Consider the following 24,219-nt stretch of genomic DNA (forward strand, 5'->3'; position numbering starts at 1 on the left):
ATCAAGACAAGAACATTGCATGAACATAGGCGGTTTGAAAACCCGGTTGCGGATGAAAGGGGCTTTTCATTCGCAACGCCATGGCGTTCCTTGCCCGCAGGAGGCGTGATGGTGCTTTATCTGGGACTGGATGGCGGTGGGACAGGTTGCCGGGCGGCGATCTGCGATCACATGGGACAGCTGCTTGGCCAAGGTCAGGGCGGTCCTGCCAACATCAATTCCGACCCGCATGGGGCCTCGGTCAGCATTCTGGCCGCTGCCACGGGCGCGATGGTGCAGGCCGGTGCCACGCCCGCCGATCTGGTCGCGGTGCTGGGCGTCGCGGGGGGCGGCCTTACCGGTCCTGCCGCAGCGCTGCGGCACAGCCTGCCTTTCGCGCAGACGCTGGTGGTCAATGACGCCGTGACTGCCGCGCGGGGTGCCTTGGGGAACGAAGACGGCATTCTGGTCGCCATCGGCACCGGATCGGTTCTGGCCGTCCAGCGCGCGGGCGAATTGCGCCAATACGGCGGCCGCGGCTTTCTGATGGGTGATGAGGGCAGCGGTGCCGTCCTTGGCCGCACCCTGCTGGCGCAAGCGATGCGCGCAGACGATGGCTTTGCCCACGACAGCCCGCTTCTGGCGGCGCTCCGCGATGAATTCGGCGGTCACGACGGCATCATCGCCTTCGGCACCAAGGCCACCCCCGCCGATTTCGCGGGCCTTGCCCCGCGGCTGGTCGAATCACACGACCCCGCGGCGCTGCATATTCTGGATCAGGCCGTGGCCCAGATGTCCGATGCCATCCGCGTGCTGCAACAGGGGCAAGGCCTGCCGGTGGTCTGCCTTGGCGGGCTGGGGCCGTTCTATGCCGCGCGGCTGGCGCAGGATTGGGACGTTCAACCGGCCAAGGGATCTGCGGTCGATGGCGCGCTTGCCATGGCGCGGGACCTAAGGGGCACGGTATGACCCGCATCCTGATCCCCGACCTGCTGTTCGACGGCACCGAATTGCACGAAGGCATGGCCGTTGCCATCGACGGCGGCCAGATCACCAGCGTCACCCGTGCCGCCCCCACGGGCGCCGAACATATCCCCGGCATTCTGGCCCCCGGCTTTGTCAACTTGCAGGTGAATGGCGGCGGCGGGCTGATGGTCGGGGCCGACACGGATGCCAAGGCGCTGGCCCATATCTGCGCCGCCCATCGCGGGCTTGGCTGCGCGGGCGTTTTGCCGACGCTGATCACCGACTGCGCGGAGGTGACCGCCAGCGTCATCGACGCCACCATCCAAGCCGCGCGTGCAGGCACGCCCAGCCTGCTGGGCCTGCATCTTGAGGGACCGCATCTGGACCCCCTCCGCGCCGGTGCCCATGACCCCGCCCTGATCCGGCCCATGCAGGACGACGATCTGGCGCGGCTGTGTGCCGCCGCCCGCGACCTGCCGGTGCTGATGGTAACGCTGGCGCCCGAATCGGCGACGCCAGAACAGATCGCGCAACTGACCCGTGCGGGCGTGCTGGTCAGCCTGGGCCACAGCGATTGCAGCCTGGAAACCGCCCGCGCGGGTTTCGCCGCCGGCGCGCGCCTTGCCACCCATCTGTTCAACGCCATGAGCCAGATGGCCCATCGCGCCCCCGGCCTTGTCGGCGCGGTCCTGTCGGGCGATGCCCATGCCGGACTGATCGCGGACGGCGTCCATGTCGATCCGGCGGCGCTTTCGGTGGCCCTGCGTGCGCGACCGTCGGGGCTGTTTCTGGTCAGCGACTGCATGGCGGTTGCCGGCAGCGACATGGACCGCTTCGACCTGCATGGCCGCACGATCCTGCGCCGCGAAGGCCGCCTGACCCTGCCCGACGGCACGCTGGCGGGGGCCGATTTGCGGCTGGACCGGGCGATGCAGACGGTCATAGCGGCAGGGGCCAGCCCCGCGCGGGCGCTGGCCATGGCGACCAGCATTCCCGCCGCGCTGATCGGGGCCGATGACTGCTTCGGCCATATTGCGGCGGGACGCAGGGCGGACCTGATCGTGCTGGATCACGACCTGACCCTGCGCGGCCCGCTGGCGGTCTAGGCGTCGCGGGCGATGATCTCCTCGACCTCGGGGGCGGGAACAAAGCGCCAGTTGCGGCGGGGACCGGCCATGACGTTCAGGTAATACAGCTCGAACCCATAGGGCGCGCCGCAGGGGTGGTGACCGCGCGGCACCAGCACGACGTCACCATCCTTGACTGCCATCACCTCGTCCAACGTCCCGTCGTCGGTATAGACGCGCTGCACGGCCCAGCCCTTGGCGGGGTTCAGGCGGTGGTAATAGGTTTCTTCCAGATAGGTGATGCGCGGGAAATCATCCTCATCGTGGCGGTGGCTGGGATAGGATGACCAATGGCCTGCGGGGGTAAAGACCTCGGTGACCAGCAGGCTGTCGCAATAATCCTCGGCCTCCATGGCGATGTTATTGATGTGGCGGGTGTTTCCGCCCTTGCCGCGTTCGGTCAGCGTGATGCCGTCGGGGCCGATGCGGCGTGCTTCATGCCCGCCATGACCGGGGGCGGCGCAGACAGCAATGACGCAATCGGTTTCAGCCGTCGCAGCCCAATCCTGCCCGTTCGGCAGATAGAGACAATGCGGCGGGGTCTTTTCGAAGACGTCCATCCGCTCGCCCAGCACACCCCAATCCTGCCCTGCGGCGGTGACGGCAGCCTTGCCCTCGACCATGACCAGGATCACCTCGTTGCTGCCGGTCGCCTCGGCGGCGCTTTCGCCCGCCCGCAACCGATAGAGCGAGAACCCCACGTGCCGCCATCCGGCATCCTGCGCGGTGATCTGATGCACCTTGCCATGCTGCCCAAGGGGCTTTCGAAGAAGATGGCTCATGGGTTGCTCCTTGCGTTTAGTCATGTGGTGCGGCGAAGGGGGCGTCCCCCTGGCCGCGTCATGTTGATCAGGCGGCCGCGTCGCGGTCCAGACCTGCGTCGCGTGCCATCCGGCGCAGGGCCTCGTGGCCCATCGACTGATAGTGCAGCGGGTCGCGGATGGCGCTGTCCTGTTCGGCCTCGATCACCAGCCAGCCAGAGTAGCCCGCCTTGGCGGCGACCTTCAGCACGGCGGTGAAATCGACGCAGCCCTCGACGTCGCCCGGCACGGTGAAGGCCCCGCGGCGCACGCCCTCGATGAAGGACAGACCCTGGTTGCGGACCTGCGCCATGATGTCGGCGCGGACGTTCTTGCAGTGGATATGGCCGACGCGGTCCATGTATTTCTGTGCCACCGCTTCGGGGTCCGCGCCCGCGAAGGTCAGATGGCCGGTGTCCAGCAGCAGCTTCAGGTCAGGACCCGCAGCCGCCATGAAGCGGTCAACATCATCGGCGCTTTCCACGCAGGTGCCCATGTGATGGTGATAGCAGGCGCGCACGCCCTGCGCCGCCGCATGACTGGCCAGCGCGTTCAGCCCCTCCATCAGGCGGTCCCATTCCTCATCCGACAGGATGGGGCGGTCGTTCACCGCGACCTGATCGTTGCCATGCACCGCGTTCGAGCATTCGCACAGCACGACCACATCGCTGCCCGCGCCCTTGGTCATGGCGATATGCACGTCCAGTGCCGCCATTTCCGTTTCCAGCGTCGCGCCGGTGGCCAGGATGTTGGTCGAATGCCAGCCACCCACGAAGCGCAGGCCATATTCGCCAAGCGCGGCCTTCAGCGCGCTGCCTTCATTGGGCATCTTGTGGCCCTTTTCGATGCCGTCAAAGCCGATCGTGCGGCAATCGGACAGGCAATCATCCAGCGACAAATGCGCGCCGATGCTGTGATCATCGTCATTCGACCAGGCGATGGGGTTGGTGCCGTAAAGAATCATGTTCGTGTCCACTCAGTTGACGGTGGCCTGACGGCCCGCCTGTTCAAGATAGTTCTGATGGGCGCGGCGCAGCGCGTCCGTATCGCCCACTTCGGGGACGGCGACGTCCCACCAATTGCCCGCATCGCCGAAACCGGGCCCTTCGGCGGCGGTGGTGTCGATGACGATGACGGTAGGGATGTCGCGCCCGCGTGCCGCCTCGATCTGGGCCTGAAGGTCGGCGATGTCGCGGGCCTTGACGGCATGGGCGCCCATCGATCCGGCATGGGCGACGAAATCGATCTGGGGCTGCACCTCGATCCGGCTGTCGACATACATGTTGTTGAAGGGCGCACCGCCGCAGGCCTGCTGCAAGCGGTTGATGCAGCCATAGCCGCGGTTGTCGGTCAGGATCACCGTGAAGGGAATTCGCCGCATCGCTGCCGTGGCCAATTCGCTGTTGGCCATCATGTAGCTGCCGTCACCCACGAAGCACAGAACCTCGCGCTCGGGGCGGGCCAGCTTCAGGCCCATCGCACCGGCCAGTTCATAGCCCATGCAGCTGAAGCCGTATTCCATGTGATAGCCACCCTGACTGGGCTGCCACAACAGCTTCAGCGCGCCGGGCATGGTGCCTGCCGCGCACATGGCGATGCTGGAAGGCGTCGAGGCCCGCTGAACCGCGCCGATCACCTGCGCATCGGTCGGCAGCCCGTCGCCCGTGGGCGCTGCGCAATGCGCGTCCACCGCCGCCAGCCATGCCGCGCGGCTGTCGGCATCGGGCGCATCGGCGCGGTGTTCGCCTAAAGCGCCGCCCAGCTGTTCCAGCGCCACCTTGGCATCGGCCACCAGCGTGACCGAACCGTGCTTGGCGGCGTCATAGGGCTGGACGTTGATGCTGACCAACCGCCCGTTGGCAAACAGCGTCCGCGATCCGGTGGTGAAATCCTGCAGCCGCGTGCCGATGCCGATCACCAGATCCGCCTTGCCCGCCGCCGCATTCGCCGCAGCCGATCCATCGACCCCTGCCGCGCCGAAGTTCATCGGATGGTCCTGCGCCAGCGCCGATTTGCCAGCCTGCGTCTCGATCACCGGGATGTTGTGGCGGCTGGCGAAATCGGCCAGCGCCGCCTCGGCGCCTGAATAGATGACACCGCCACCCGCCACGATCACCGGCGCCTTGGCTGCGCGGATCAGGTCGGTCACCTGCGCCAGTTCCTGCGCATCGGGCGCGGGACGGCGTGTGCGCCAGACGCGCGGTTCGAAGAACGCCTGCGGCCAGTCATAGGCCTCGGCCTGCACGTCCTGACAGAAGGACAGGCAGACCGGCCCGCAATCGGCGGGATCGGTCATCACCCGCATCGCACGCGGCAGCGCGCTGAGAAGATGCTCGGGGCGGGTGATGCGGTCGAAATAGCGCACCACCGGACGGAAACAGTCGTTGGCGCTGACCGTGCCGTCGGTGAAATCCTCGATCTGCTGCAAAACGGGATCGGGGCGGCGGTTGGCGAAGACATCGCCGGGGATCAGCAGCAGCGGCAGGCGGTTCACATGCGCCAGCGCCGCGGCGGTGACCATATTCGTGGCCCCCGGCCCGATGGATGCGGTGATTGCCTGCGCCCGCTTGCGCCCGTGCCCCTTGGCATAGGCGATGGCGGCATGGGCCATGGTCTGTTCGTTCTGGCCGCGCCATGTCGGCAGCGCGTCGCCGATGCCGTGCAGCGCCTCGCCCAGACCCGCGACGTTGCCATGGCCGAAGATCGCCCAGACCCCGTCGATGAAGCGTTCGCCGTCCTCGGTCATCTGCACCGACAGCCAGCGGGTCATGGCCTGCGCGGCCGTCAGTCGGATCGTACCCGTCATGCTGCCACCTGCGATGCGGCGCGCGCATCGTCCCAGATATTGCACAGTCTTTCATAGCGTTGCGCCATCGTGGCCACCGCCTGCGCGTCGTCGATGCGTCCTGCCAGCCAGTCGCGGGCCACGCTGCCAAAGATGGTCCGGCCCACGGCGAAACCGCGCACCAGCGGGAATTCGGCGGCGACCGAAAAGCTGGCGGCCAGCTGGTCTTCGGGGGCGTCCAAGCCAAGGACCACGATGCCGCGGGTATTCTTGTCATGCGCCTCGATGGCAGCGATGGCCTTGGACCATGCCTGCTTGCTGGTCAGGGGTTCCAGCTTCCACCAGTCGGGGAAGATGCCTGCGGCATAGAACTGGTTGATCAGCGTCGCGGTGGTGTCGTCATCGACCGGACCGACCTTGGACGGAATGATCTCCAGCAGGAAATCCAGCCCGTTGCGGCGCGCGGCGGCATAGAGTTTGCCGACCGTCGCTTCCTGCTCGGCGCGGGTGGCGGCATCGTCGTCGGGGTGGCAGAAGCACAGCACCTTGACGACATTCTCGCGCGCCCATTCCTGCAGGGACCCGCAATCGGCGCCCAGTTCGGGTTCCAGCGTCAACGGACGCGAGGCCGGCCATTCGGCGGGACGTCCGATCCACAGGCCCGTGCCGCTGGCGGCATGCAGCGCCGCGCGGCCGATGCGGTTGTCGCAGAGGATGCCATAGCCCGCCTGCCCGTCCTGCACCTGCAACGCGGCCTTCAGGCACAGCTGCTTGAAGTCGCCACCCTTGGCGGGGGTATATCCCTCCATCTCCTCCAGCTGGATGCGGTGATCGAAGGCGAAGACCCGCATCGTCAACCAGTCGCCGCCCATCCGGCCCTGACGGTTCGTCGCCCAATGGATCTGTTCCAGATCGGGGTCGTTGCGCAGATCCGCGCGCACCACGCCGCGATCCAGGAAGAAGCGCAGTTCCTCGAGGCTGGGATAGGCGGGGGTGCAGCCGTGGCGGCTGACCGCGAAGGCCCCGCAGGCATTGGCGTATTCCAGCGCGCGCGGCCATGTCTCGTCGTCCATCCAGCCCTTCAGCAGACCCGAAAAGAAGCCGTCGCCCGCGCCCAGCACGTTGAAGACCTCGATCGGGAAACCGGGACCGGCCTGACCGGCATCAAGGCTGTCGGGGATCGCGCCCTCGAAGGCCACGGCGCCCGCCGCCCCGCGCTTGCAGACCAGCGTGGCATCGCTGACGGCGCGGACCGCGCGCAGGGCGGCCAGCGTGTCGGTGGTGCCGCCAGCGATGTGGAACTCTTCCTCGGTGCCGACGATCAGGTCGAAGCGGTGCAGCGTCTTTTGCAGACGCGCGGTGACGGCGGCGCTTTCCACGAAGCGGCTTTCGCCATCGCCATGCCCGGCCACGCCCCACAAATTCGGGCGGTAGTCGATGTCCAGCGCCGTGCGGGCGCCATGCTGCCGCGCCAGATCCAGCGCCTTGAGAACCGCAGCCTCGGTCTGCGGGTGCGACAGATGCGTGCCGGTGGCCAGAACGCAGCGGGTGTCGGCGATCAGCGCTTCGTCGATGTCATCTTCCGACAGCGCCATGTCGGCACAATCCTGGCGATAGAAGATCAGCGGGAAGCTGTCCTCGTCGCGGATGCCAAGGATCACCAGCGCCGTCAGCCGCTCGGCATCGGTGCCCACCCCGCGCACATCGACGCCTTCGCGCACCAGCTGTTCACGGATGAAGCGCCCCATGTGTTCGTCGCCCACCTTGGTGATCACCGCCGAACGCAGCCCCAGACGCGACGTCCCGCAGGCGATGTTCGTCGGGCTGCCGCCGATATATTTGGCAAAGGACCCCATATCCTCAAGGCGACCACCAACCTGCTGACCGTAAAGATCAACAGAGCTTCGGCCAATCGTCACAACATCAAGCGTCTTCATGGTGATCCTCCTTCATCATTACCGGGCGTCCGTCCGAGGCCGCCATCGCGTGAATGATCCGTTCGATTTCAAGACCCGCCGCGAAATCGGGCGTGGCCGGTTTTTCGCCATCGATGGCGCGCAGCAGATCGCGGCATTCGATGACCTTCTGTTCGTTGAACCCGAAGTTGTGGCCTGCGCCAGGGCAGAAGGCCGCGAAATCGGGCTGATCGGGTCCGGACAGATGCCGCATAAAGCCAGCATCCCCTGTCCGGTGGACCCATAATTCGTTCATGTTTTCCTGATCGAAGACCAGGGTGCCGTCGCTGCCGTGAACCTCCCATTGCAGGCGGCATTTGCGGCCCCGCGCCACGCGGGACGTGGCAAAGGACCCCTGCGCGCCATTGGCGAAACGGATCAGCGCAAGGGCGCTGTCGTCGTTTTCCACCATGCGCGGACCGTTCGGGGAGGGGCGCTGAGGGACCGCGATCTGGGTCATCGCCGTGACCTGATCGACCGGTCCCATCAGCGCCACCATGAGACTCACGAGGTGGCAGCCCAGATCGCCAAGGGCACCCAAGCCCCCTTCCCCGTGAGTCATCCGCCAGGACCATGGGAGGAGCGGGTCGGCGGAATAGTCTTCGTCATAGACGCCGCGAAACGCCAGCAGACGCCCGATCGCCCCATCGGCGATCAGGTTGCGCGCCGCCTGAAAGGCCGGGCTGCGCAGATAGTTGTACCCCAGCAGCGTCACCTGCCCCGGATGGCGTGCTGCCAGATCGGCCATGGCGCGCGCATCGTCCAATGTCAGCGCCATGGGCTTTTCCAGCCAGACATGCTTGCCGGCCCGCAACGCGGCCTCGGCCATGGGGCGGTGAAGCCCGTTGGGGGTGGTGATGCTGACCACATCGACCGCGGGATCGCTGACAGCCTGCTGCCAGTCATCGGTCCCGCGCTGAAAGCCGAATTGTTCGGCCATGGCGGCGGCACGATCCGGCGTGTCGCACAGGACCTGCAACCGGGGATGGGCACCGCCGAAGACCGTGGCGACATTGCGCCAGGCCATCGCATGGCATTTGCCCATGAACCCGGTGCCGATCAGGGCCACACCCAAGGGTCGTGCCTGCACCATCAGATGGTCCCCCCGAGGCTGCCTTCCAGCTTGGCCAGTTCCTGCCCGCCGGCCATCAGGTCCTGCAGTTCGGCGGCGTCGATTTCGCCCTTCAGCGCGGTGCCAAGGGTCTGGCCGCGGTTCAGCACCGTGAAGCGGTCGCCCACGGCCAGCGCGTGACGCACGTTGTGGCTGATGAAGACCACGCCGACGCCCTGGCTGCGCACCCGGGCAATCGTCGCCAGCACGTTCGAGGTCTGGCGCACGCCAAGCGCACTGGTCGGTTCGTCCAGGATCAGCACCTTGGCGCCGAAATGGACGGCCCGCGCGATGGCGACGGTCTGGCGTTCACCGCCCGACAGCGTGCCAACGGCCTGATCCGGCGCACGCAGGTTGATGCCCATCTTGCGCATCTCCTCCATGCAGATCTTGTTGGCAGCATCCAGATCGAAGCGCTTGATGAAGCGGCCCTTGGTCGGTTCGCGACCCATAAAGAAGTTGCGGGTCACGCTCATCAGCGGGATCATGGCAAGATCCTGGAAGACGGTGGCGATGCCCGCCTCCATCGCGTCGCGGGGGCTGTCGAAGGACAAGGGCTTGCCCTCGAACATGATCTTGCCTTCGGTCGGTTTGTGGACGCCAGACATGGTCTTGATGAAGGTTAACTTGCCGGCACCGTTGTCGCCAAGCAGGCAGTGGCATTCGCCGGGACGGACATCGAAGGTCACACCGTTCAGGGCAATGACATTGCCGAAGTGCTTCTTGATGCCTTCCATGTGGATGATGGGATCGGTCATATCAGCGTTCCCCCGTCACGCGTTTGCGGATCGCGTTGTTGAAGACGACAGCCAGCAGCAGCATGCCGCCAAGGAAGACCTGGAACCAGTCCTGGTCGAAGCCGGTATAGGTCAGGCCGATGGTGACCATGCCGAAGATGATCGCCCCGAAGAAGGCACCAATGGCGGACCCGTAACCACCCGTCAGCAGGCAGCCCCCGATGACGGCGGCGATAATCGCCTCGAATTCTTTCATAAAGCCGCGACGCGCATCGGTCGAGCCGGTGTCGATCACGGTGATGATGGCCACGATGGCCGCCGCGCAGGCGGTCAGCATGAACAGCGAGATCTTGACCTTGCGCACCGGCACACCCGAATTGCTGGCTGCGTTCTTGTCGCCGCCGGTCGCAAAGATCCAGTTGCCGGCAGGGGTGCGCAGCAGAACGAAGGTGGCGACGGCCGCGATGGCGACGAACCACAGGATTTCGACGGGGATGCCCGGAACCTTGGGCGCGCCGGAATTCATCGAGTTGATCCAGCCCTTGTCGGCCATCCACTGGAAGGCACCGCCGAAGGCATCGCCCGAAAAGAACGGCGTCAGCCAGTCGCCCTCGACCGCGTCACGCACGCCGCGCAGCTGGGTGGAACCGCCGGTGAACAGCTTCAGCCCGACAAGCGAGGCACCGCGCAGGATGAAGAGGAAAGCCAGCGTGACGATAAAGCTGGGCAGGCCGGTGCGCAGGACGATGGCACCGTTGACGGCCCCCATTGCGCCGGCAAAAGCCATGGTCAGCGGGATGGCGAAGATCAGCGGCAGGCCCATGTTCACGACCAGCACACCGAAGATCATGCCGGCAAAGGCCACCATGGACCCGATCGACAGGTCGAATTCACCACCGATCATCAGCATGGCCGCAGCGATGCCGAGGATGCCCAACTGGGCGGCGGGGGTCAGAAAGTTCATGATCCCGGCAAAGGTGAACATCGAGCCGCTGGCGGTGATCAGGAAGAAGATCGTGACAAGGATCACCCCGCCGATCGCCCCCAGTTCTGGCCGCTTCATCAGGCGCGTGGTGATGGATTCGGTCTTTATCCGCTCGTCCGCGGATGCGGTGGCATTGGCCATGGGTTCCCCTCCCCCTATCTTTTGGAATGGGCGGGCGCGTCACGCGCCCGCCGCGTCAGGTGTGGATCAGCGGATGCCCTGTGCGGACAGCTCGATCACCTGTTCTGCGTCGTCCTGCATCACCAGGTTCGGACCCGAGGGCACGTCGCCGCCCGGCATCAAGCCGTATTCTGCATTCAGCGCCAGGAAGGCGACCGGCAGATAGCCCTGCAGATACTGCTGCTGGTCGATGGCGAAGGATGCCTTGCCGTCGGCAACCGCCTGCAGGAAGCCTGCCGACAGGTCGAAGCTGGCGATCATCACGTCGTCGCGGCCAAGCGCCTGAACGGCGGCCACGGCGGGTTCGCCCACAAGGCTGGCACCCAGACCAAGGACGGTATCGACCTCGGGGTCGCTATCCAGTGCGGCGCGGATCTTGGACTGAACCTCGGTCGGGTCGTTCTGGGTCGGCACGACCGACACCGGATTGCCGAAACCTTCGGCGAAACCGGCACAGCGCTGGTCCAGCGAGACGTTGCCGACCTCCTGGTTGACGCAAATGCCCTTCTTGCCGCCCATTTCGGCCAGCTTTTCGCCCGCGACCTTGCCCGCGTCGAATTCCGACTGGCCGACATGCAGCAGCGCGCCCAGTTCCTTGGCGACATCCGAACCCGCGTTCATCGAGATCACCGGAATGCCCGCATCGACGGCGCGTTCGATTGACGGCCCAAGCGCATCGGCATCGGGGATCGACACGACGATCCCGTCGGGTTCCTGATTGACGGCGGCGTCGATCAGCTGGCCCATCGCGACCATGTCAAAGGTTTCGGGCGAACGGAAATCGACCGTCGCGCCGGTGTGTTCGCCGGCCTTGGCCGCGCCGTTCTTGACGACCGACCAGAACGGATCGTTCGCCTGGCCATGCGCCACGACGATGATGTTCTGCGCCATTGCCGGTGCGCCAAGCGCCATCAGCGCGGCGGTTGCCACTGCGGTTTTGAATTTTGTCATGTCTTCCCTCCCAGGTTTCAGGTCATCCCCGCGGCCCCTCCATGAGCCTCGGGGTATTCCGGCGCGTCTTCGCGCGCGCGGATCTCAGCCGCCCAAGGTGCGGATCGCCCGGACGGACCGGGTCAGCATATCCTCGAGCGTATCTTCAAAGCCGGGGCCCTTGTTCGTGTTGAACGGGTCTGGGCCGGGGGCTGCGGGCTCGACGATCATCGGGCCGGCGTAATCAATTGCGTCCAGCGCACGGAACTGGGCGGCGAAATCGATATGGCCATCACCCACCGCGCCGCGATTGCTGTCGGCAAGGTGATAAAGGCCGATCCGTCCCCCTGCGGCCATCAGCGCGGCCGCGGGGTCGGTTTCCTCGATGTTCATGTGATATGCGTCAGGCAGCAAGGAAAAGTTCGCCACCCCCACCGCATCGGCCAAGGCTATCCCTTCGGCCACGCTGCGGATCTGGTGGCTTTCATAACGGTTGAGGATCTCGAAGCAGACATCCAGATGGGCCGCGTCGGCCATGGCGCAGATCTGCGACACGCTATCCACCAGCAGGTCGTTTTCCTGCATCTGGTCGCTGACCGGGCGGATGCGCTGCACCAACCCGTGGCATCCGACCCGCGGCGCGTGCCCCATTGCCACGGCCCAATCGACCAGCTTGCGGTAATAATCCAGCGCGCCCTGCCGGATGGTCAGGTCGGGATGGCTGATATCGGCATCCCCCGGCGTGATCGAAAACGCCCGCAGCCTGTGGTCGGACAGGATGCGCCCCGCCTGCACCGGATCGATCGACAGATCGCCGTGGATCTCGACACCGTCCAGACCCGCGCGGGCGGCGCGGGCGGCGATGGCCGCGATGTCATTCGTGCCGAAGATCCAAGTGCAGCATCCGATGGGGCGCATGGCGGTCATCCCAGCATGTCGGGGGTGACGGCGACCGTTTCGCCGGTCTGCATCGACTTGGTCGCGGCCTCGGCGCAGGCAAGGGCGGCGACGCCTTCACGCAGCGTCACGGGCATGGTCGCGCCCGATTGCACCGCATCCAGGAAGGCCGTCCATTCGTCCTGATAGGCGCGCATATAGCGTTCCAGAAAGAAATGCACCGGCTTGGCGCTGACGGCACCGGCGGTGGTGATCTTCTGGACGGTGTTTTCCAGCACATTGGCCGCCGACAGCAGACCCTCCGAACCCAGAATCTCGATGCGCTGGTCGTAACCGTATCCAGCGCGACGCGAGTTCTTGATGACCGCGATGCGCCCGTCATCCCAGACCATGGTCACTGCAGCGGTATCGACATCGCCGGCAGCGCCGATTTCGGGGTCCACAAGGGCCGCACCCGTGGCGGTGACCTTGGCGGGGGCGCCGCCGAAGATCCAGCAGGCCATGTCGAAATCATGGATCATCATGTCACGGAACAACCCGCCCGAGACCTTGACATAGCTGACCGGCGGCGGGGCCGGATCGAACGAGGTGATGGACAGCAATTCGCCCTTGCCGATCTCGCCCTTGTCGAAGGACGCCTTCAGCGCCGCGAAATTCGGATCGAAGCGGCGGTTGAAACCGACCATGACCGGCTTGCCCGTCGCCTCGGCCTTGGCCAGCGTGGACAATGCACGTTCCAGCGACAGATCGACCGGCTTTTCGCACAGCACGGCCTTGCCGGCGGCAGTGGCGCGTTCGATCAGATCGGAATGGGTGTCGGTCGATGTCGCGATCAGCACGGCGTCGATGGCGGGATCATTGATGATCTGATCGACGGTGCAGGCGGTGGCGCCGATCTGCGCGGCCAGCGCTTCGGCTGCGGCGACGTTCACGTCGGCCACGGCCACAAGCTGGCAGGATTCGGTCTGCGTTATGGATTTGGCGTGGACCTGACCAATCCGGCCAGCCCCCAACAGAGCAACCTTCAGCATCCTGACTCCTCCCTCGAATCATCTGCAGCAGTGTTTGTGACGTAACGTTGCCTAACTTTGCACGCGCGTGCAACAAAAATCTGCACGCGCGTGCAAAGCCCTTTCGGTGCGGTGACGCGCAGGTTAAGCTGGGGCATGGCAAATTCGGATGATCTTGACGGCAGCGTGACGGCTGATGACGTGGCTGCGGCTGCGGGCGTGTCGCGCTGGACGGTGGCGCGGGCGTTCAAAAAGGACGCCTCGATTTCGCGGACCAGCCGCGAGAGGGTCATGGCCGCCGCCGAACGGCTGGGCTATGCGCCCGATCTGCTGGCCTCGTCCTTGGCGTCGGACCGGTCCAATCTGGTCGCGCTGATCACCAACGACTTCAACAACCCGCATAAGCTGGTGCTGCTGGAACGGTTGACGCGCATCCTGTGGTCGCGGGGCTGGGCGACCTTGCTGGTGCATATGTCCGACAGCGACGACGCATCCGAGGCCTTGCTGGCCGCCAGCCAGCGCCGCGTCGATGCGGCTGTCGTGATCGGCACCCGGTTCGACGACAAGGTGCTGGAAACCGCCTTCGGGGCGCGACGCCTGAAGAAGCTGGTGATCTTTGCACGCTACAGCCAGAACCCCGACACCCTGACCATCGCCTGCGACGATGTGATCGCCATGCGAGAGATCGCCGATCACCTGCTGGAACGCGGCTATCACCGCCCGGTCTTTCTGGCCGGTCCCGACACGCAATCGGCCAAGCTGCACCGCAAATCGACATTCACCCAATACTGGCTGGAACGTACGGGCACTGTGGTGCCCTCGATCAATGCGGCGGCTTATGATTTCGGCCCTGCCATCGACCGCGTGACGGCGCTGCTGCAGGACCGCGACGCGGCCAGCCGGCCCGACGTGCTGGTCTGCGAAAACGACATCATCGCCATCGGCGCGATGGATGCGATCCGCTATCGACTTGGGCTGCGGGTGCCGCAGGATATTGCGGTGACGGGGTTCGACGACATTCCGTTGTCCAGCTCGCCCGCTTATCAGCTGACAACCTATCGCCAGCCGATCACCGCAATGGCCGAATGCCTGCTTGAGGTTCTGGACGGCAAGCTGACCCACCATGTCGCCCTGCCCGGTCGTTTTATCGCACGCGACAGCAGCTAAGACCTCTGGTTCTTGGGGCGGGCAGGCCCTAGGTATTTCACATGCGCAAGATCACCCTTCCAGAACGCCCCGACCTGGCCGCCAAGGCCGAGGATGCCGGTTTCACCTTCGCCCATATGCATGGCGAACCCTATTGGGACGAAACATCCGCCTATCAGTTCACGCTGGAGCAGATCGAAAACGATCTGGAGGATCCGGCCACCGAATTGCACGCCATGACGCGTGAGGCCGTGGCCCATATCGTCGGCGATCAGGCGTTGATGGCCAAGCTGGGCATCCCCGAACAGCATTTCGACCTGATAGCCGACAGCTGGGCCCGCAACGAACCCGAGGTCTATGGCCGCATGGACCTTGCCTATGACGGCAAGGGTCCGGCCAAGCTGTTGGAATACAACGCCGACACGCCGACATCACTGTATGAAAGCGCCTCGTTCCAGTGGCAGTGGCTGGAAGACCAACTGGCCGCGGGCGTGCTGCCCGAAGGGTCCGACCAGTTCAACGGCATCCACGAAGCCTTGATCGAACGCTTCAAGGACCTGTTCGAGCCGAACACAGACATCCATTTCACCGCCATGCCCGACACGCCGGAAGATTACGCCACCGTCGAATCGATGGCGTGGGCCGCGCGCGAAGCCGGGATGGGCGCGCATTACAGCGACCTGAACAAGATCGCGATCAGCAAGGACAAGCAGTTCCTGGACGATCAGGACCGCGTCATCGGCACGATGTTCAAGCTGTATCCGTGGGAAGACATGCTGGCCGATGATTTCGGAAAGCACATCAAGGGCGCGGGCTGTCTGTTCATCGAACCGGCATGGAAGGCCGTCGTGTCCAACAAGGGCCTGCTGCCGGTCCTGTGGCAGATGTTCGAAGGCCACCCGAACCTGCTGCCGGCCTTCTTTGCCGATGACATCGCCGAGGCGCTGGTCGAGGGCGGTCAGGCATCCCCCGATGTGGCCGACGCCTTTGGCCGCGTCGCCGACCAGATCCGCGCGGCCCATGTGGTCAAGCCGATCTTTTCGCGCGAAGGCGCCTCAATCAGCATCGTCGAGGGCGGCGATGTCACTGAAACCAGCCCGAACACCGATTACGACCGCCATCCGCGCATCGTCCAGGCCTATCACCCGCTGCCCGAATTCGACGGCTTCCGCCCGGTGGTGGGCGCATGGATCGTGGGCCATGCCTGCGCCGGCATCGGCATGCGCGAGGACCGGTCGCGGATCACCCAGGACCTGTCGCGCTTCAAGCCGCATTTCATCGCGGAGTGATCCGCGCTAAGGAGGGGATATGAGAAAACGTTCCAGAACCGTCGCGCTGACCATTCTTGGCGCTGCCGCATTCACCGTCGCGGGCTGCCGCGAAGAACAGGTCGACGCGCAGGCCTTCCCCGATATGGCCAGCTGCGAGGCTGCGGCCGCGCAGGACGGGCTGTTCTCGGTCGAGGAATGCGACAAGGCCTTTGCCGAGGCCGAGGCGCTGCACGTCGAATCCGCCCCCCGCTATGACAGCCTGCAGGTCTGCGAGGAACAGCATGGCGAAGGCAATTGCGGGTCCGAGGAACAGCAGGTCAGCAGTGGCGGGTCGGGCGGCATTTTCATGCCGCTGCTGGCCGGTTACCTGATCGGCAACATGCTGGGACGTGGCGGATCGGGCATGGCGGCATCGCAGCCGATGTATCGCAACGCACAGGGCGGCTTTACCAATGCCACCGGCACCACCAACTTCGGCAGCAACGCGGGCCGTGCCACGATGGGGTCGCAGAACTTCGCCCGCCCCGCCGCCACCGCAGGTCGTGCGCCGATGACGCGGGCCACCGCCGGATCGCGCGGCGGTTTCGGCGGCAGCCGCAGCAGCTTTGGCGGCTAACCCCCCCTGCGAGCCGTGCTGGCGCGCGGCACCAGCCGATAGCCCAGATCAACCGCATGGCCGCGCGGGTGCCCCTTGCCCGCCAGCCGGTCGCGGATCTGGCGGATGGCGGCGCGCCCCATTTCGTACCGGTCGGTTTCCACCGAGGTCAGGGGCGGTTCGGCGGCGGACATCATCTCATGGTCGTTGAACCCGCAGATACCAAGGCGGTCGGGAATGCGGATGTTGCGCCGCTGCGCCTCGAACAGCACGCCAAGCGCAAGGTCGTCGTTGTTGCACAACACCGCATCGGTCTGGGGGCGCGTGGCGGTCAGATCGGCGAACAGACGGCATCCCAGGCTGACCGATGACGGCTCGGGCGTGGTGACGACGGGATCGTCGGACCCCATGCCCGCCGCGATCAGACAATCGCGAAAACCTGCCAAGCGGCGCTGGCTGCGCGGGTCCATCTGCGCACCCAGAAAGGCCGGTGCCTTGTATCCCATGTCCAGCAGATGCTGCGCCCCGTCACGGGCCGCCTGATAATGCGACAGCCCCACGACCAGATCGATGGGCTGGGGACCGACCTCCATGATCTGCACGACGGGGCATTCGGCCCCCTGCAACAGCGCACGCGCGGCTGGCGACTGATCATGCCCCGCCACGATCAATCCGGCAGGCTGCTGGGACAGGAAGACGCGGACCAGCTGTTCCTCGGTCAGGGGGGAATAGCGCGTGGTCCCCAGCTGCACCCCAAGCGGGCTGTCCTGCAACCCGTCGTAGATCCCGCGCATCACATCGGCAAAGACGTTGTTGCTGACCGAGGGGATGATTACCCCCACAACATCCGTCCGCCCCGACGCCAACGCCCGTGCCGCAGGGTTCGGGACATAGCCCAGTTGGGCGATGGCACGGGTGATTCGCGCACGCGCATCCGGGGACACTTTTTCAGGGTCCCGCAGTGCCCGCGACACCGTGATAGGGCTGACATCGGCAAGTGCCGCAACATCTGACAGAGTGGTCTTGCGCGTTTTTTCCATGATGTCGGCACGTTATCCCGTTCCGCAAAAAAAGTAAGGGGGTTGACGCATGACAGCGCTGTCATCCATGATTGCGCTGTCATCGAGGAGATGGCACCACAGGAGGACAGGCGACATGGGTTTTCGACCGATACTGGTCATGGGTATCTGCGGCGTCGGCAAATCGACCATCGCTCAAGGCATCGCGGACCAGCTCGGCGGTCACTTCATCGAAGCCGACGAATATCACGACGACACCAGCGTCGCCCATATGCGTGACGGCCAACCCTTGACGGACGACATGCGTTGGGGCTGGCTGGACAGGCTGGGCGAGGCGGTCAATGCGGCCCCCAAACGCGCCGTGCTGGCGTGTTCGGCACTGGGCCTGGCGCATCGCGACCGACTGCGGACCGTGACCGGCCCGATCGACATCGTCTTCCTGCATGGCGACCGTGCCGTGATCGAGGAACGCATGAACGCCCGCAAGGACCACTATATGCCGACCAGCCTGATCGACAGCCAACTGGCCGCGCTTCAGGCACCTGACGCCAGGGCGGAAAACGCGCTTTGGCTCAGCGTGGCGCTGGCGCCGGAACGCATCATCGAACTGGCAGCCGAGGCACTTTCCACGCCTGCCTGAACACCCACCCGGAGGAGAACCAAATGATCAACATAACCCGTCGCAGCCTGATGGCCGCCACCGCGCTGATGGCGCTGGCAGCCCCTGCGCTGTCCGCCGATTACACCTTCCGCTTCCAGTCCTCGGACCCGGCAGGCAACCCCAACTTCATGCTGCAGCAGGGCTGGGCCAAGGACGTTGCGGAACGTTCGGACGGCAAGATCGAGATCGACCTGCTGCCCGTCGAATCCATCGTCGCCCATAACGAAACCCAGGACGCCATCGCCACCGGCATTCTGGACGGTCACATCACCGACCTGTCCTATTTCGCGGGCAAGGACCCGGCATTCGGCCTGATGGGCAACCCCGTCGGTGCATGGTCGGACCCTGAGCAGATGCTGGACTTCGTGGAAAACGGCGGCGGCTCCGAGCTGCTGAACGAAATCATGAACCCCTATGGCCTGCAGTTCATCGGCGCATCGACCCCCGGTCTGGAAGCTTTCGTCAGCTCGGTGCCGATCGACACCGTGGATGACCTGAAGGGCGTCAAGCTGCGCGCACCCGAAGGCCTGGTCCAGTCGGTCTTTGCCGCCGCCGGCGCATCGCCCGTGAACCTGCCCGGCTCCGAGGTCTTCACCTCGCTGGACAAGAAGGTCATCGACGCGGCCGATTATTCGGTGTTTTCGGTGAACCAGGCACAGGGTCTGAACGACACCGCGCCGCACCCGATCTATCCGGGCTTCCACTCGCTGCCCCTGGTCGAGATCTCGATGAACAAGGACAAGTGGGACACCCTGCCCGAGGACATGCAGCAGTTGATGACCCAATCGGTCGCCGACTTTGCCCGCACCCAGATCGCCGCATTGGCCGAGGCTGATCAGGAAGCCGTCGCCACGGCCAAGGAAGGTGGCAAGATCACCATCCACGACTGGTCCGACGAAGAACGCGCCAAGTTCCGTGGTATCGCCATGGGCGAATGGGAAAAGGTCGCCAGCCAGTCCCCCGCCGCACAGCGGGTCTATGACGCGCTGACCGCCTATCTGACCGAAAAAGGCCTGGTCGAGTAAACACGCTTCGGGTCGGGCCACGCGCCCGACCCCACCCGAGGGAGGGGAAACACCATGACCGCATCCGATGAGATGCCGCGCGAGGAGCATGCCGCCATCGCGCAATCCGGCTTTTTGGGCAGATGGATCGACCGCTTCGCGCTGATCCCCGCAATGGGGCTGGTCGTCGCGATGCTGATCCTGATTCAGGAAGTCATCCTGCGCTATGTCTTCGGCAGCCCGACCAATTGGGCGCATGAGACGACGGTGTTCCTCTGCGCGATCTCGTTCATCTACGGCGGGCTGCTGTGCACGTCGCGCGACCGCCATATCCGGGTCGTGCTGATCTATGACATCCTGTCGCCGACCGCGCGCCGCGTGGCCGACCTGCTGATCTCGGCGGTCTGCGCGCTGTCTGCCGGCGCCTTTGCATGGGCGGCTTGGCAGATGGTCAAGCGCGCCGCATGGCGCCCCGACGGCAGCTTCCACCTTGAAACATCCGGCAGCGCCTGGAACCCCGCGTTCCCCGGCATGCTGAAGATCCTGCTGATGGTCGCCCTGATCGTCATGGCAGTGCAATTCGTGATCCTTGCGATCAACTATGCCCGCGGGCAGGGCATGGGGGCCCGCTGATGGAAATATTCGGTTCACTACAATCCCTGGGCATTGAGACCGGCACGCTGGTGCTGTTCGCAATGCTTCTGGGTCTTCTGGTTACGGGTATTCCCCTGGCCTTCGTCACGCTGCTGGTCACGCTGATCTTCGCGCTTGGCTGGTTCGGCCCGAACGTCGTGCCGCTGATCACCAGCCGTGTCTATTCCTTCGTCAGCAGCTTCGTCTTCGTCTCGGTGCCGATGTTCGTGCTGATGGCGGCGATTCTGGACCGCAGCGGCATCGCGCGCGACCTGTTCGAGGCGATGCGCCTGATCGGTGGCCGCATCCGTGGCGGCGTGGCTGTCCAGACCATCTTCGTGGCCGTCATTCTGGCCGCCATGTCCGGCATCATCGGCGGCGAGGTCGTGCTGCTGGGTCTGATCGCCCTGCCCCAGATGCTGGCGCAAGGCTATGACCGCAAGCTGGCCATCGGCGTCGTTTGCGCGGGCGGCAGCCTGGGGACCATGGTTCCGCCGTCGATCGTGCTGATCATCTATGGCCTGACGGCCAACGTCTCGATCGGGGACCTGTTCACGGCGGCCTTCGTGCCGGGCGGTCTTCTGGCGCTGCTTTACGTCGGCTACGTACTGATGCGCGCCTGGCTGACCCCCGGCGCGGTGCCCCCTGCCGTGACCGACGCCGTCCCGACGGCTGAAAAGCTGCGCCTGCTCAAGGGCCTGTTCCTGCCGATCGTCGTGGTCGTCATGGTGCTGGGTTCGATCTATGGCGGCATCGCATCGGTGACCGAGGCCAGCGCCGTCGGCGTGGCGGGTGTCCTGCTGTCAACCATCGTGCGCGGCGAATTCACCTGGGGCCTGCTGCGCGGTGCTTCCATCCAGACGCTGCAGACCGTCGGCATGATCGTCTGGATCGGCATCGGTGCTTCGGCGCTGGTCGGGGTGTTCAACCTGATGGGCGGCATCAACTTCGTGTCCGAACTGATCACCGGCATCAGCGACAATCCGACGATCATCATCCTGTTCATGATGGCCATCCTGTTCGTGTTGGGCATGTTCCTGGACTGGGTCGGGATCGCGCTGCTGACCATGCCGATCTTCGTGCCGATCATTGTCAACCTTGGTTACGATCCGGTCTGGTTCGGCGTGCTGTTCGCGATGAACATGCAGGTCAGCTTCCTGTCGCCCCCCTTCGGGCCTGCCGCCTTCTATCTGAAGTCGGTCACCCCGCCGGACATCTCCCTGGGCGAGATCTTCCGCGCCCTTCTGCCCTTCATCGGGCTGCAGATCCTGGCGGTGGGGCTGCTGATCGCCTTCCCGATGATCGCCATCTATTGATCCCTTCCGGGGCCGGGGCATTTGCCACCGGCCCCGGCGCCTTTTCCGGCCATGGGCACGACCACCGGAACCTTTCCCCCGGCGCCGCATTTGGGTCATGACCCAGACTATGGACCGCCGGAGCGCGCCGTGCGCGACACGAAAGGACGACCCATGAAAGCCATCCCCGTCATCGCCGCCGCCCTGCTCGGACTTGGTTCCGCAGCAGGGGCCCAAAGCATCACCGTATCCTCCAAGATCGACACCGAAGGCGGGCTGCTGGGCAATATCATCCTGATGGCGCTGCAGGACGCCGGACTGCCCGTAAAGGGACGTCTGCAACTGGGCGGCACGCCGATCATGCGCGACGCGATCACCTCGGGACAGGTGGACATCTATCCCGAATATACCGCCAACGGCGCCTTCTTCTTCAACGAAGCCGACAGCAAGGTCTGGAAGGATGCCGAGGCCGGATATCAGCGCGTCGCCCAGCTGGACCTTGAACAGAACGACATCGTCTGGCTGCAACCGGCGCCCGCGAACAACACCTGGGCCATCGCCCTGCGCCAGGATCTGGCCGAGGAAAACGGCCTTGCCAGCATGTCCGACCTTGGTGCCTGGATCAGCGATGGTGGTGACATCAAGCTGGCGGCATCGACCGAATTCGTGACCTCGGCTGCCGCGCTGCCGGCGTTCCAATCGACCTATGGCTTCAAGATGCAGCCCGATCAGCTGATCCAGCTGTCGGGCGGTGACACGGCCGCCACCATCGCCGCAGCCGCCCAGCAGACCTCGGGGGTCAATGCGGCGATGGTCTATGGCACCGATGGCGGCATTGCCCCCGCAGGTCTGGTCGTGATGGAGGATGACAAGGCGGTCCAGCCCGTCTATCAGCCCGCACCGATCATCCGCGCCTCGGTGCTAAAAGAATTCCCGCAGGTCCCCGAAATTCTGGCGCCGATCTTTGCCGGACTTGACCTGCAGACGCTTCAGGAGCTGAACGGCCGCATCCAGATCGGCGGAGAGCCTGCCGAGACCGTCGCCCGCGACTATCTGACCCGCGCAGGTTTGCTGGACTGATGAGCCTGCGGCCTGATCGCCCCGGCCTGCTGTTTGCCCTGATCGGGCTGGCCGGACTGATCCTGCCGCTGGTGCAGTTCAAAGCTAACCGCATCGTGCCGGGCGACGGCATTGCCATGTCCCTGCCGCTGGCCGCAATGCTGGCGGCGATCCTGTTGGCCGGCTGCCTGCGCTGGTCGCATATCTGGCGATTGGCAGGCGGATTGGTAGGCTTGGGTACGGTGGTGCTGGCCCTTGGCGGCACTGCGCAAAGCCTGATGGCGCAGGCCCCCGATCTGGCGCGCGTTGCCCCGGCTGCCGGTTTCTGGCTGTTGCTGCTGGCATTCTGTCTGATGTCGACCGATGCGATCACCCGTCTGCGTCCGGCGCTGTACTGGCGTTGGCTGATGCTGGCGGGGGCCGTGACGCTGGTCGCTGTGGTGCTGATGACGGGGTGGCTGGATCAGGTCTCGGTCATGCGCGAATACGCCGCCCGCCGCGATGCCTTTTTGCGCGAAGGCGCCGCGCATCTGTTTCTGGCTTTCGGGTCGCTTGGGCTGTCGCTGTTGGTCGGCCTGCCGCTTGGCATCGCCATCCACCAATCGCCGCCTGCACGCGGGCCAGTGCTGTCGGTGCTGAACATCCTGCAGACCATTCCGTCGCTGGCACTGTTCGGGATCATGATCCCGATTTTCGGCTGGATCGCTGCCAATATCCCGGGGGCCGCACAGGCGGGCATTGCGGGTATCGGTGTCTTTCCTGCGCTGGTGGCGCTGTTCCTCTATTCGCTGCTGCCTGTGGTTTCGAACACGCTGACCGGTCTGTCGGGCGTCAGCCCCGCCACCCAGGACGCGGCCGTGGGCCTTGGGCTGACGCGGGTTCAACTGCTGGCTTGGGTGCTGGTGCCGCTGGCCCTGCCCGTTCTGCTGGCCGCCATCCGTATCGTGCTGGTCCAAAACATCGGGCTGGCCGTGATTGCCGGATTGATCGGCGGCGGCGGCTTTGGCACCTTCGTGTTTCAGGGCCTAAACCAGACCGCAATGGATCTGGTGTTGCTGGGCGCCCTGCCCACCATCGGGTTGGCGTTGGTGGCGGGTATTGCGCTGGACCTGCTGGTCGAATCCCTGAATCGCCCCACCACGAGGCCCGCATGATCCGGATCGAAAATCTGACCAAACGCTATGACGGCAAGCCGGTGGTCGATGACGTCAGCCTGACCGTCGAACGCGGACAGATCGCGGCGCTGGTTGGCACCTCGGGGTCGGGCAAGACGACTTTGCTGCGGATGATCAACCGTCTGGTCACGCCGACATCGGGGCGGGTATTGATCGACGGGCAGGACACGGGCAGCATCGCGCCCCCATTGCTGCGGCGGGGCATCGGCTATGCCATCCAAGGGCACGGGTTGTTCCCGCATCGCACCGTCGGGCAGAATATCGCGACCGTCCCGCGCCTGCTGCGCTGGCCCGCGAACCAGATCCGCGAACGGGTGGATGAGCTGTTGACGCTGTTCCAGCTGGACCCGGATGCGTTTCGCGACCGCATGCCGCACGAACTGTCCGGCGGTCAGCAGCAGCGCATCGGCGTCGCCCGCGCCTTGGCCGCCAGGCCCGAGGTTCTGCTGATGGATGAACCCTTCGGCGCGCTGGACCCGGTCATTCGTGCCAAGGCGCAGGCCGACCTGCGCCAGATCCAGCGCCAGCTGGGCACCACGCTGGTTCTGGTCACACATGACATGACCGAGGCAATTCTGCTGGGCGATCAGATCGCAGTCATGGATCAGGGGCGGTTGCTGCAATACGCACCGCCCGCCGATATCCTGCGCAGCCCCGCCACCCCCTTCGTCGAAGCGTTGATCGGCCCCGACATGCGCCCCTTCCACCTGCTGTCCCTGACCCCTGCCTTCCAGATCGCGACCGAGGGTCACGCCACAGGCGCCCCCATCCCGCGCGACGCAACCCTGCGCGACGCCCTTGCGGAATGCCTGTGGAGCGGCCGCGACGCCCTGCCAGTTGACGGCGGCGGCGTCGTCACCCTGGCCGCTCTGCGCGAAAGGGCCGCCCCGTGACCGGAC

23 protein-coding genes are annotated in these 24,219 nt (G+C 65.3%); 12 read left to right on the forward strand and 11 right to left on the reverse strand.

Going from position 1 to position 24,219, the window contains the following annotated elements; genetic code table 11:
* Positions 1-108 precede the first annotated feature (108 nt).
* Together SJY40_RS12960 and nagA are read left to right on the forward strand one after the other, a co-directional pair.
* The gene (locus tag SJY40_RS12960; RefSeq protein WP_378947134.1) at positions 109-948 is read left to right on the forward strand and encodes a BadF/BadG/BcrA/BcrD ATPase family protein; all 840 of its coding nucleotides are present in this window, start codon (positions 109-111) and stop codon (positions 946-948) included.
* Positions 945-2,051 (forward strand): N-acetylglucosamine-6-phosphate deacetylase, encoded by a 1,107-nt coding sequence (gene nagA, locus SJY40_RS12965; protein ID WP_378947137.1) that lies wholly within the window; start codon positions 945-947, stop codon positions 2,049-2,051. Before SJY40_RS12960 ends, nagA begins: the two co-directional genes overlap by 4 nt.
* Here nagA and iolB read toward each other — a convergent pair.
* The 10 genes from iolB to iolG form a co-directional block, all read right to left on the reverse strand.
* Positions 2,048-2,854 carry a 5-deoxy-glucuronate isomerase gene (iolB, locus tag SJY40_RS12970; protein ID WP_378947139.1) on the reverse strand — a complete coding sequence of 269 codons (807 nt, stop codon included), beginning with the start codon at positions 2,852-2,854 and terminating at the stop codon, positions 2,048-2,050. The two genes, nagA and iolB, sit on opposite strands and share 4 nt — an antisense overlap.
* Positions 2,855-2,921: 67 nt before the next feature.
* Positions 2,922-3,848: a myo-inosose-2 dehydratase gene (gene iolE / locus SJY40_RS12975; RefSeq protein ID WP_378947142.1), complete on the reverse strand. Its 927-nt coding sequence runs from the start codon at positions 3,846-3,848 to the stop codon at positions 2,922-2,924.
* Positions 3,849-5,678 carry a 3D-(3,5/4)-trihydroxycyclohexane-1,2-dione acylhydrolase (decyclizing) gene (iolD, locus tag SJY40_RS12980; protein ID WP_378947145.1) on the reverse strand — a complete coding sequence of 610 codons (1,830 nt, stop codon included), beginning with the start codon at positions 5,676-5,678 and terminating at the stop codon, positions 3,849-3,851. It lies immediately after the preceding gene.
* The gene (gene iolC / locus SJY40_RS12985) at positions 5,675-7,594 is read right to left on the reverse strand and encodes a 5-dehydro-2-deoxygluconokinase (RefSeq protein WP_378947147.1); all 1,920 of its coding nucleotides are present in this window, start codon (positions 7,592-7,594) and stop codon (positions 5,675-5,677) included. Before iolC ends, iolD begins: the two co-directional genes overlap by 4 nt.
* The gene (locus tag SJY40_RS12990) at positions 7,581-8,705 is read right to left on the reverse strand and encodes a Gfo/Idh/MocA family protein (protein WP_378947150.1); all 1,125 of its coding nucleotides are present in this window, start codon (positions 8,703-8,705) and stop codon (positions 7,581-7,583) included. Before SJY40_RS12990 ends, iolC begins: the two co-directional genes overlap by 14 nt.
* Positions 8,705-9,481 (reverse strand): ATP-binding cassette domain-containing protein, encoded by a 777-nt coding sequence (locus tag SJY40_RS12995; protein ID WP_378947153.1) that lies wholly within the window; start codon positions 9,479-9,481, stop codon positions 8,705-8,707. Before SJY40_RS12995 ends, SJY40_RS12990 begins: the two co-directional genes overlap by 1 nt.
* Before the next feature lies 1 nt (position 9,482).
* Positions 9,483-10,586 (reverse strand): ABC transporter permease, encoded by a 1,104-nt coding sequence (locus SJY40_RS13000; protein ID WP_378947156.1) that lies wholly within the window; start codon positions 10,584-10,586, stop codon positions 9,483-9,485.
* A 66-nt stretch (positions 10,587-10,652) separates the two neighbouring features.
* On the reverse strand, positions 10,653-11,576 hold the full coding sequence (locus tag SJY40_RS13005; RefSeq protein ID WP_378947159.1) for a sugar ABC transporter substrate-binding protein: 924 nt from the start codon (positions 11,574-11,576) through the stop codon (positions 10,653-10,655).
* Positions 11,577-11,660: 84 nt separating this feature from the next.
* Positions 11,661-12,473 (reverse strand): sugar phosphate isomerase/epimerase family protein, encoded by an 813-nt coding sequence (locus tag SJY40_RS13010; protein WP_378947162.1) that lies wholly within the window; start codon positions 12,471-12,473, stop codon positions 11,661-11,663.
* 5 nt (positions 12,474-12,478) lie between these two features.
* Entirely contained in the window at positions 12,479-13,483 is a 1,005-nt protein-coding gene (gene iolG, locus SJY40_RS13015; protein ID WP_378947164.1) for an inositol 2-dehydrogenase, read from the reverse strand.
* A gap of 135 nt (positions 13,484-13,618) precedes the next feature.
* Here iolG and SJY40_RS13020 point away from each other — a divergent pair, with 135 nt between their 5' ends.
* The 3 genes from SJY40_RS13020 to SJY40_RS13030 are packed head-to-tail and all read left to right on the forward strand — an operon-like array spanning position 13,619 to position 16,495.
* Positions 13,619-14,629 (forward strand): LacI family DNA-binding transcriptional regulator, encoded by a 1,011-nt coding sequence (locus SJY40_RS13020; RefSeq protein WP_378947167.1) that lies wholly within the window; start codon positions 13,619-13,621, stop codon positions 14,627-14,629.
* A 41-nt stretch (positions 14,630-14,670) separates the two neighbouring features.
* Entirely contained in the window at positions 14,671-15,897 is a 1,227-nt protein-coding gene (locus SJY40_RS13025; protein WP_378947170.1) for a glutathionylspermidine synthase family protein, read from the forward strand.
* Positions 15,898-15,916: 19 nt separating this feature from the next.
* The gene (locus SJY40_RS13030) at positions 15,917-16,495 is read left to right on the forward strand and encodes a DUF1190 domain-containing protein (protein WP_378947173.1); all 579 of its coding nucleotides are present in this window, start codon (positions 15,917-15,919) and stop codon (positions 16,493-16,495) included.
* Here SJY40_RS13030 and SJY40_RS13035 read toward each other — a convergent pair.
* Positions 16,492-17,514 (reverse strand): LacI family DNA-binding transcriptional regulator, encoded by a 1,023-nt coding sequence (locus SJY40_RS13035; protein ID WP_378947176.1) that lies wholly within the window; start codon positions 17,512-17,514, stop codon positions 16,492-16,494. The genes SJY40_RS13030 and SJY40_RS13035 overlap by 4 nt on opposite strands.
* Before the next feature lie 115 nt (positions 17,515-17,629).
* Between SJY40_RS13035 and SJY40_RS13040 the strand changes: the two genes are divergently transcribed.
* The 7 genes from SJY40_RS13040 to SJY40_RS13070 all read left to right on the forward strand — a co-directional run bounded on the left by SJY40_RS13040 (position 17,630) and on the right by SJY40_RS13070 (position 24,213).
* Complete coding sequence (locus SJY40_RS13040; protein ID WP_378947179.1) at positions 17,630-18,133, forward strand: gluconokinase; 504 nt, start codon at positions 17,630-17,632, stop codon at positions 18,131-18,133.
* 23 nt (positions 18,134-18,156) lie between these two features.
* The gene (locus SJY40_RS13045) at positions 18,157-19,179 is read left to right on the forward strand and encodes a TRAP transporter substrate-binding protein (protein ID WP_378947182.1); all 1,023 of its coding nucleotides are present in this window, start codon (positions 18,157-18,159) and stop codon (positions 19,177-19,179) included.
* A gap of 54 nt (positions 19,180-19,233) precedes the next feature.
* Complete coding sequence (locus SJY40_RS13050) at positions 19,234-19,791, forward strand: TRAP transporter small permease subunit (RefSeq protein ID WP_378947184.1); 558 nt, start codon at positions 19,234-19,236, stop codon at positions 19,789-19,791.
* Entirely contained in the window at positions 19,791-21,107 is a 1,317-nt protein-coding gene (locus SJY40_RS13055; protein WP_378947187.1) for a TRAP transporter large permease subunit, read from the forward strand. The genes SJY40_RS13050 and SJY40_RS13055 overlap by 1 nt, the downstream gene beginning before the upstream one ends.
* Before the next feature lie 153 nt (positions 21,108-21,260).
* The gene (locus tag SJY40_RS13060; RefSeq protein WP_378947190.1) at positions 21,261-22,166 is read left to right on the forward strand and encodes an ABC transporter substrate-binding protein; all 906 of its coding nucleotides are present in this window, start codon (positions 21,261-21,263) and stop codon (positions 22,164-22,166) included.
* Positions 22,166-23,299, forward strand: coding sequence for an ABC transporter permease (locus SJY40_RS13065; RefSeq protein ID WP_378947193.1), 1,134 nt, complete (start codon positions 22,166-22,168; stop codon positions 23,297-23,299). The genes SJY40_RS13060 and SJY40_RS13065 overlap by 1 nt, the downstream gene beginning before the upstream one ends.
* Entirely contained in the window at positions 23,296-24,213 is a 918-nt protein-coding gene (locus SJY40_RS13070; protein WP_378947196.1) for an ABC transporter ATP-binding protein, read from the forward strand. Before SJY40_RS13065 ends, SJY40_RS13070 begins: the two co-directional genes overlap by 4 nt.
* Positions 24,214-24,219: the final 6 nt, after the last annotated feature.

It is taken from the genome of Paracoccus sp. R86501, assembly GCF_042466435.1.
GTDB lineage: Bacteria > Pseudomonadota > Alphaproteobacteria > Rhodobacterales > Rhodobacteraceae > Paracoccus.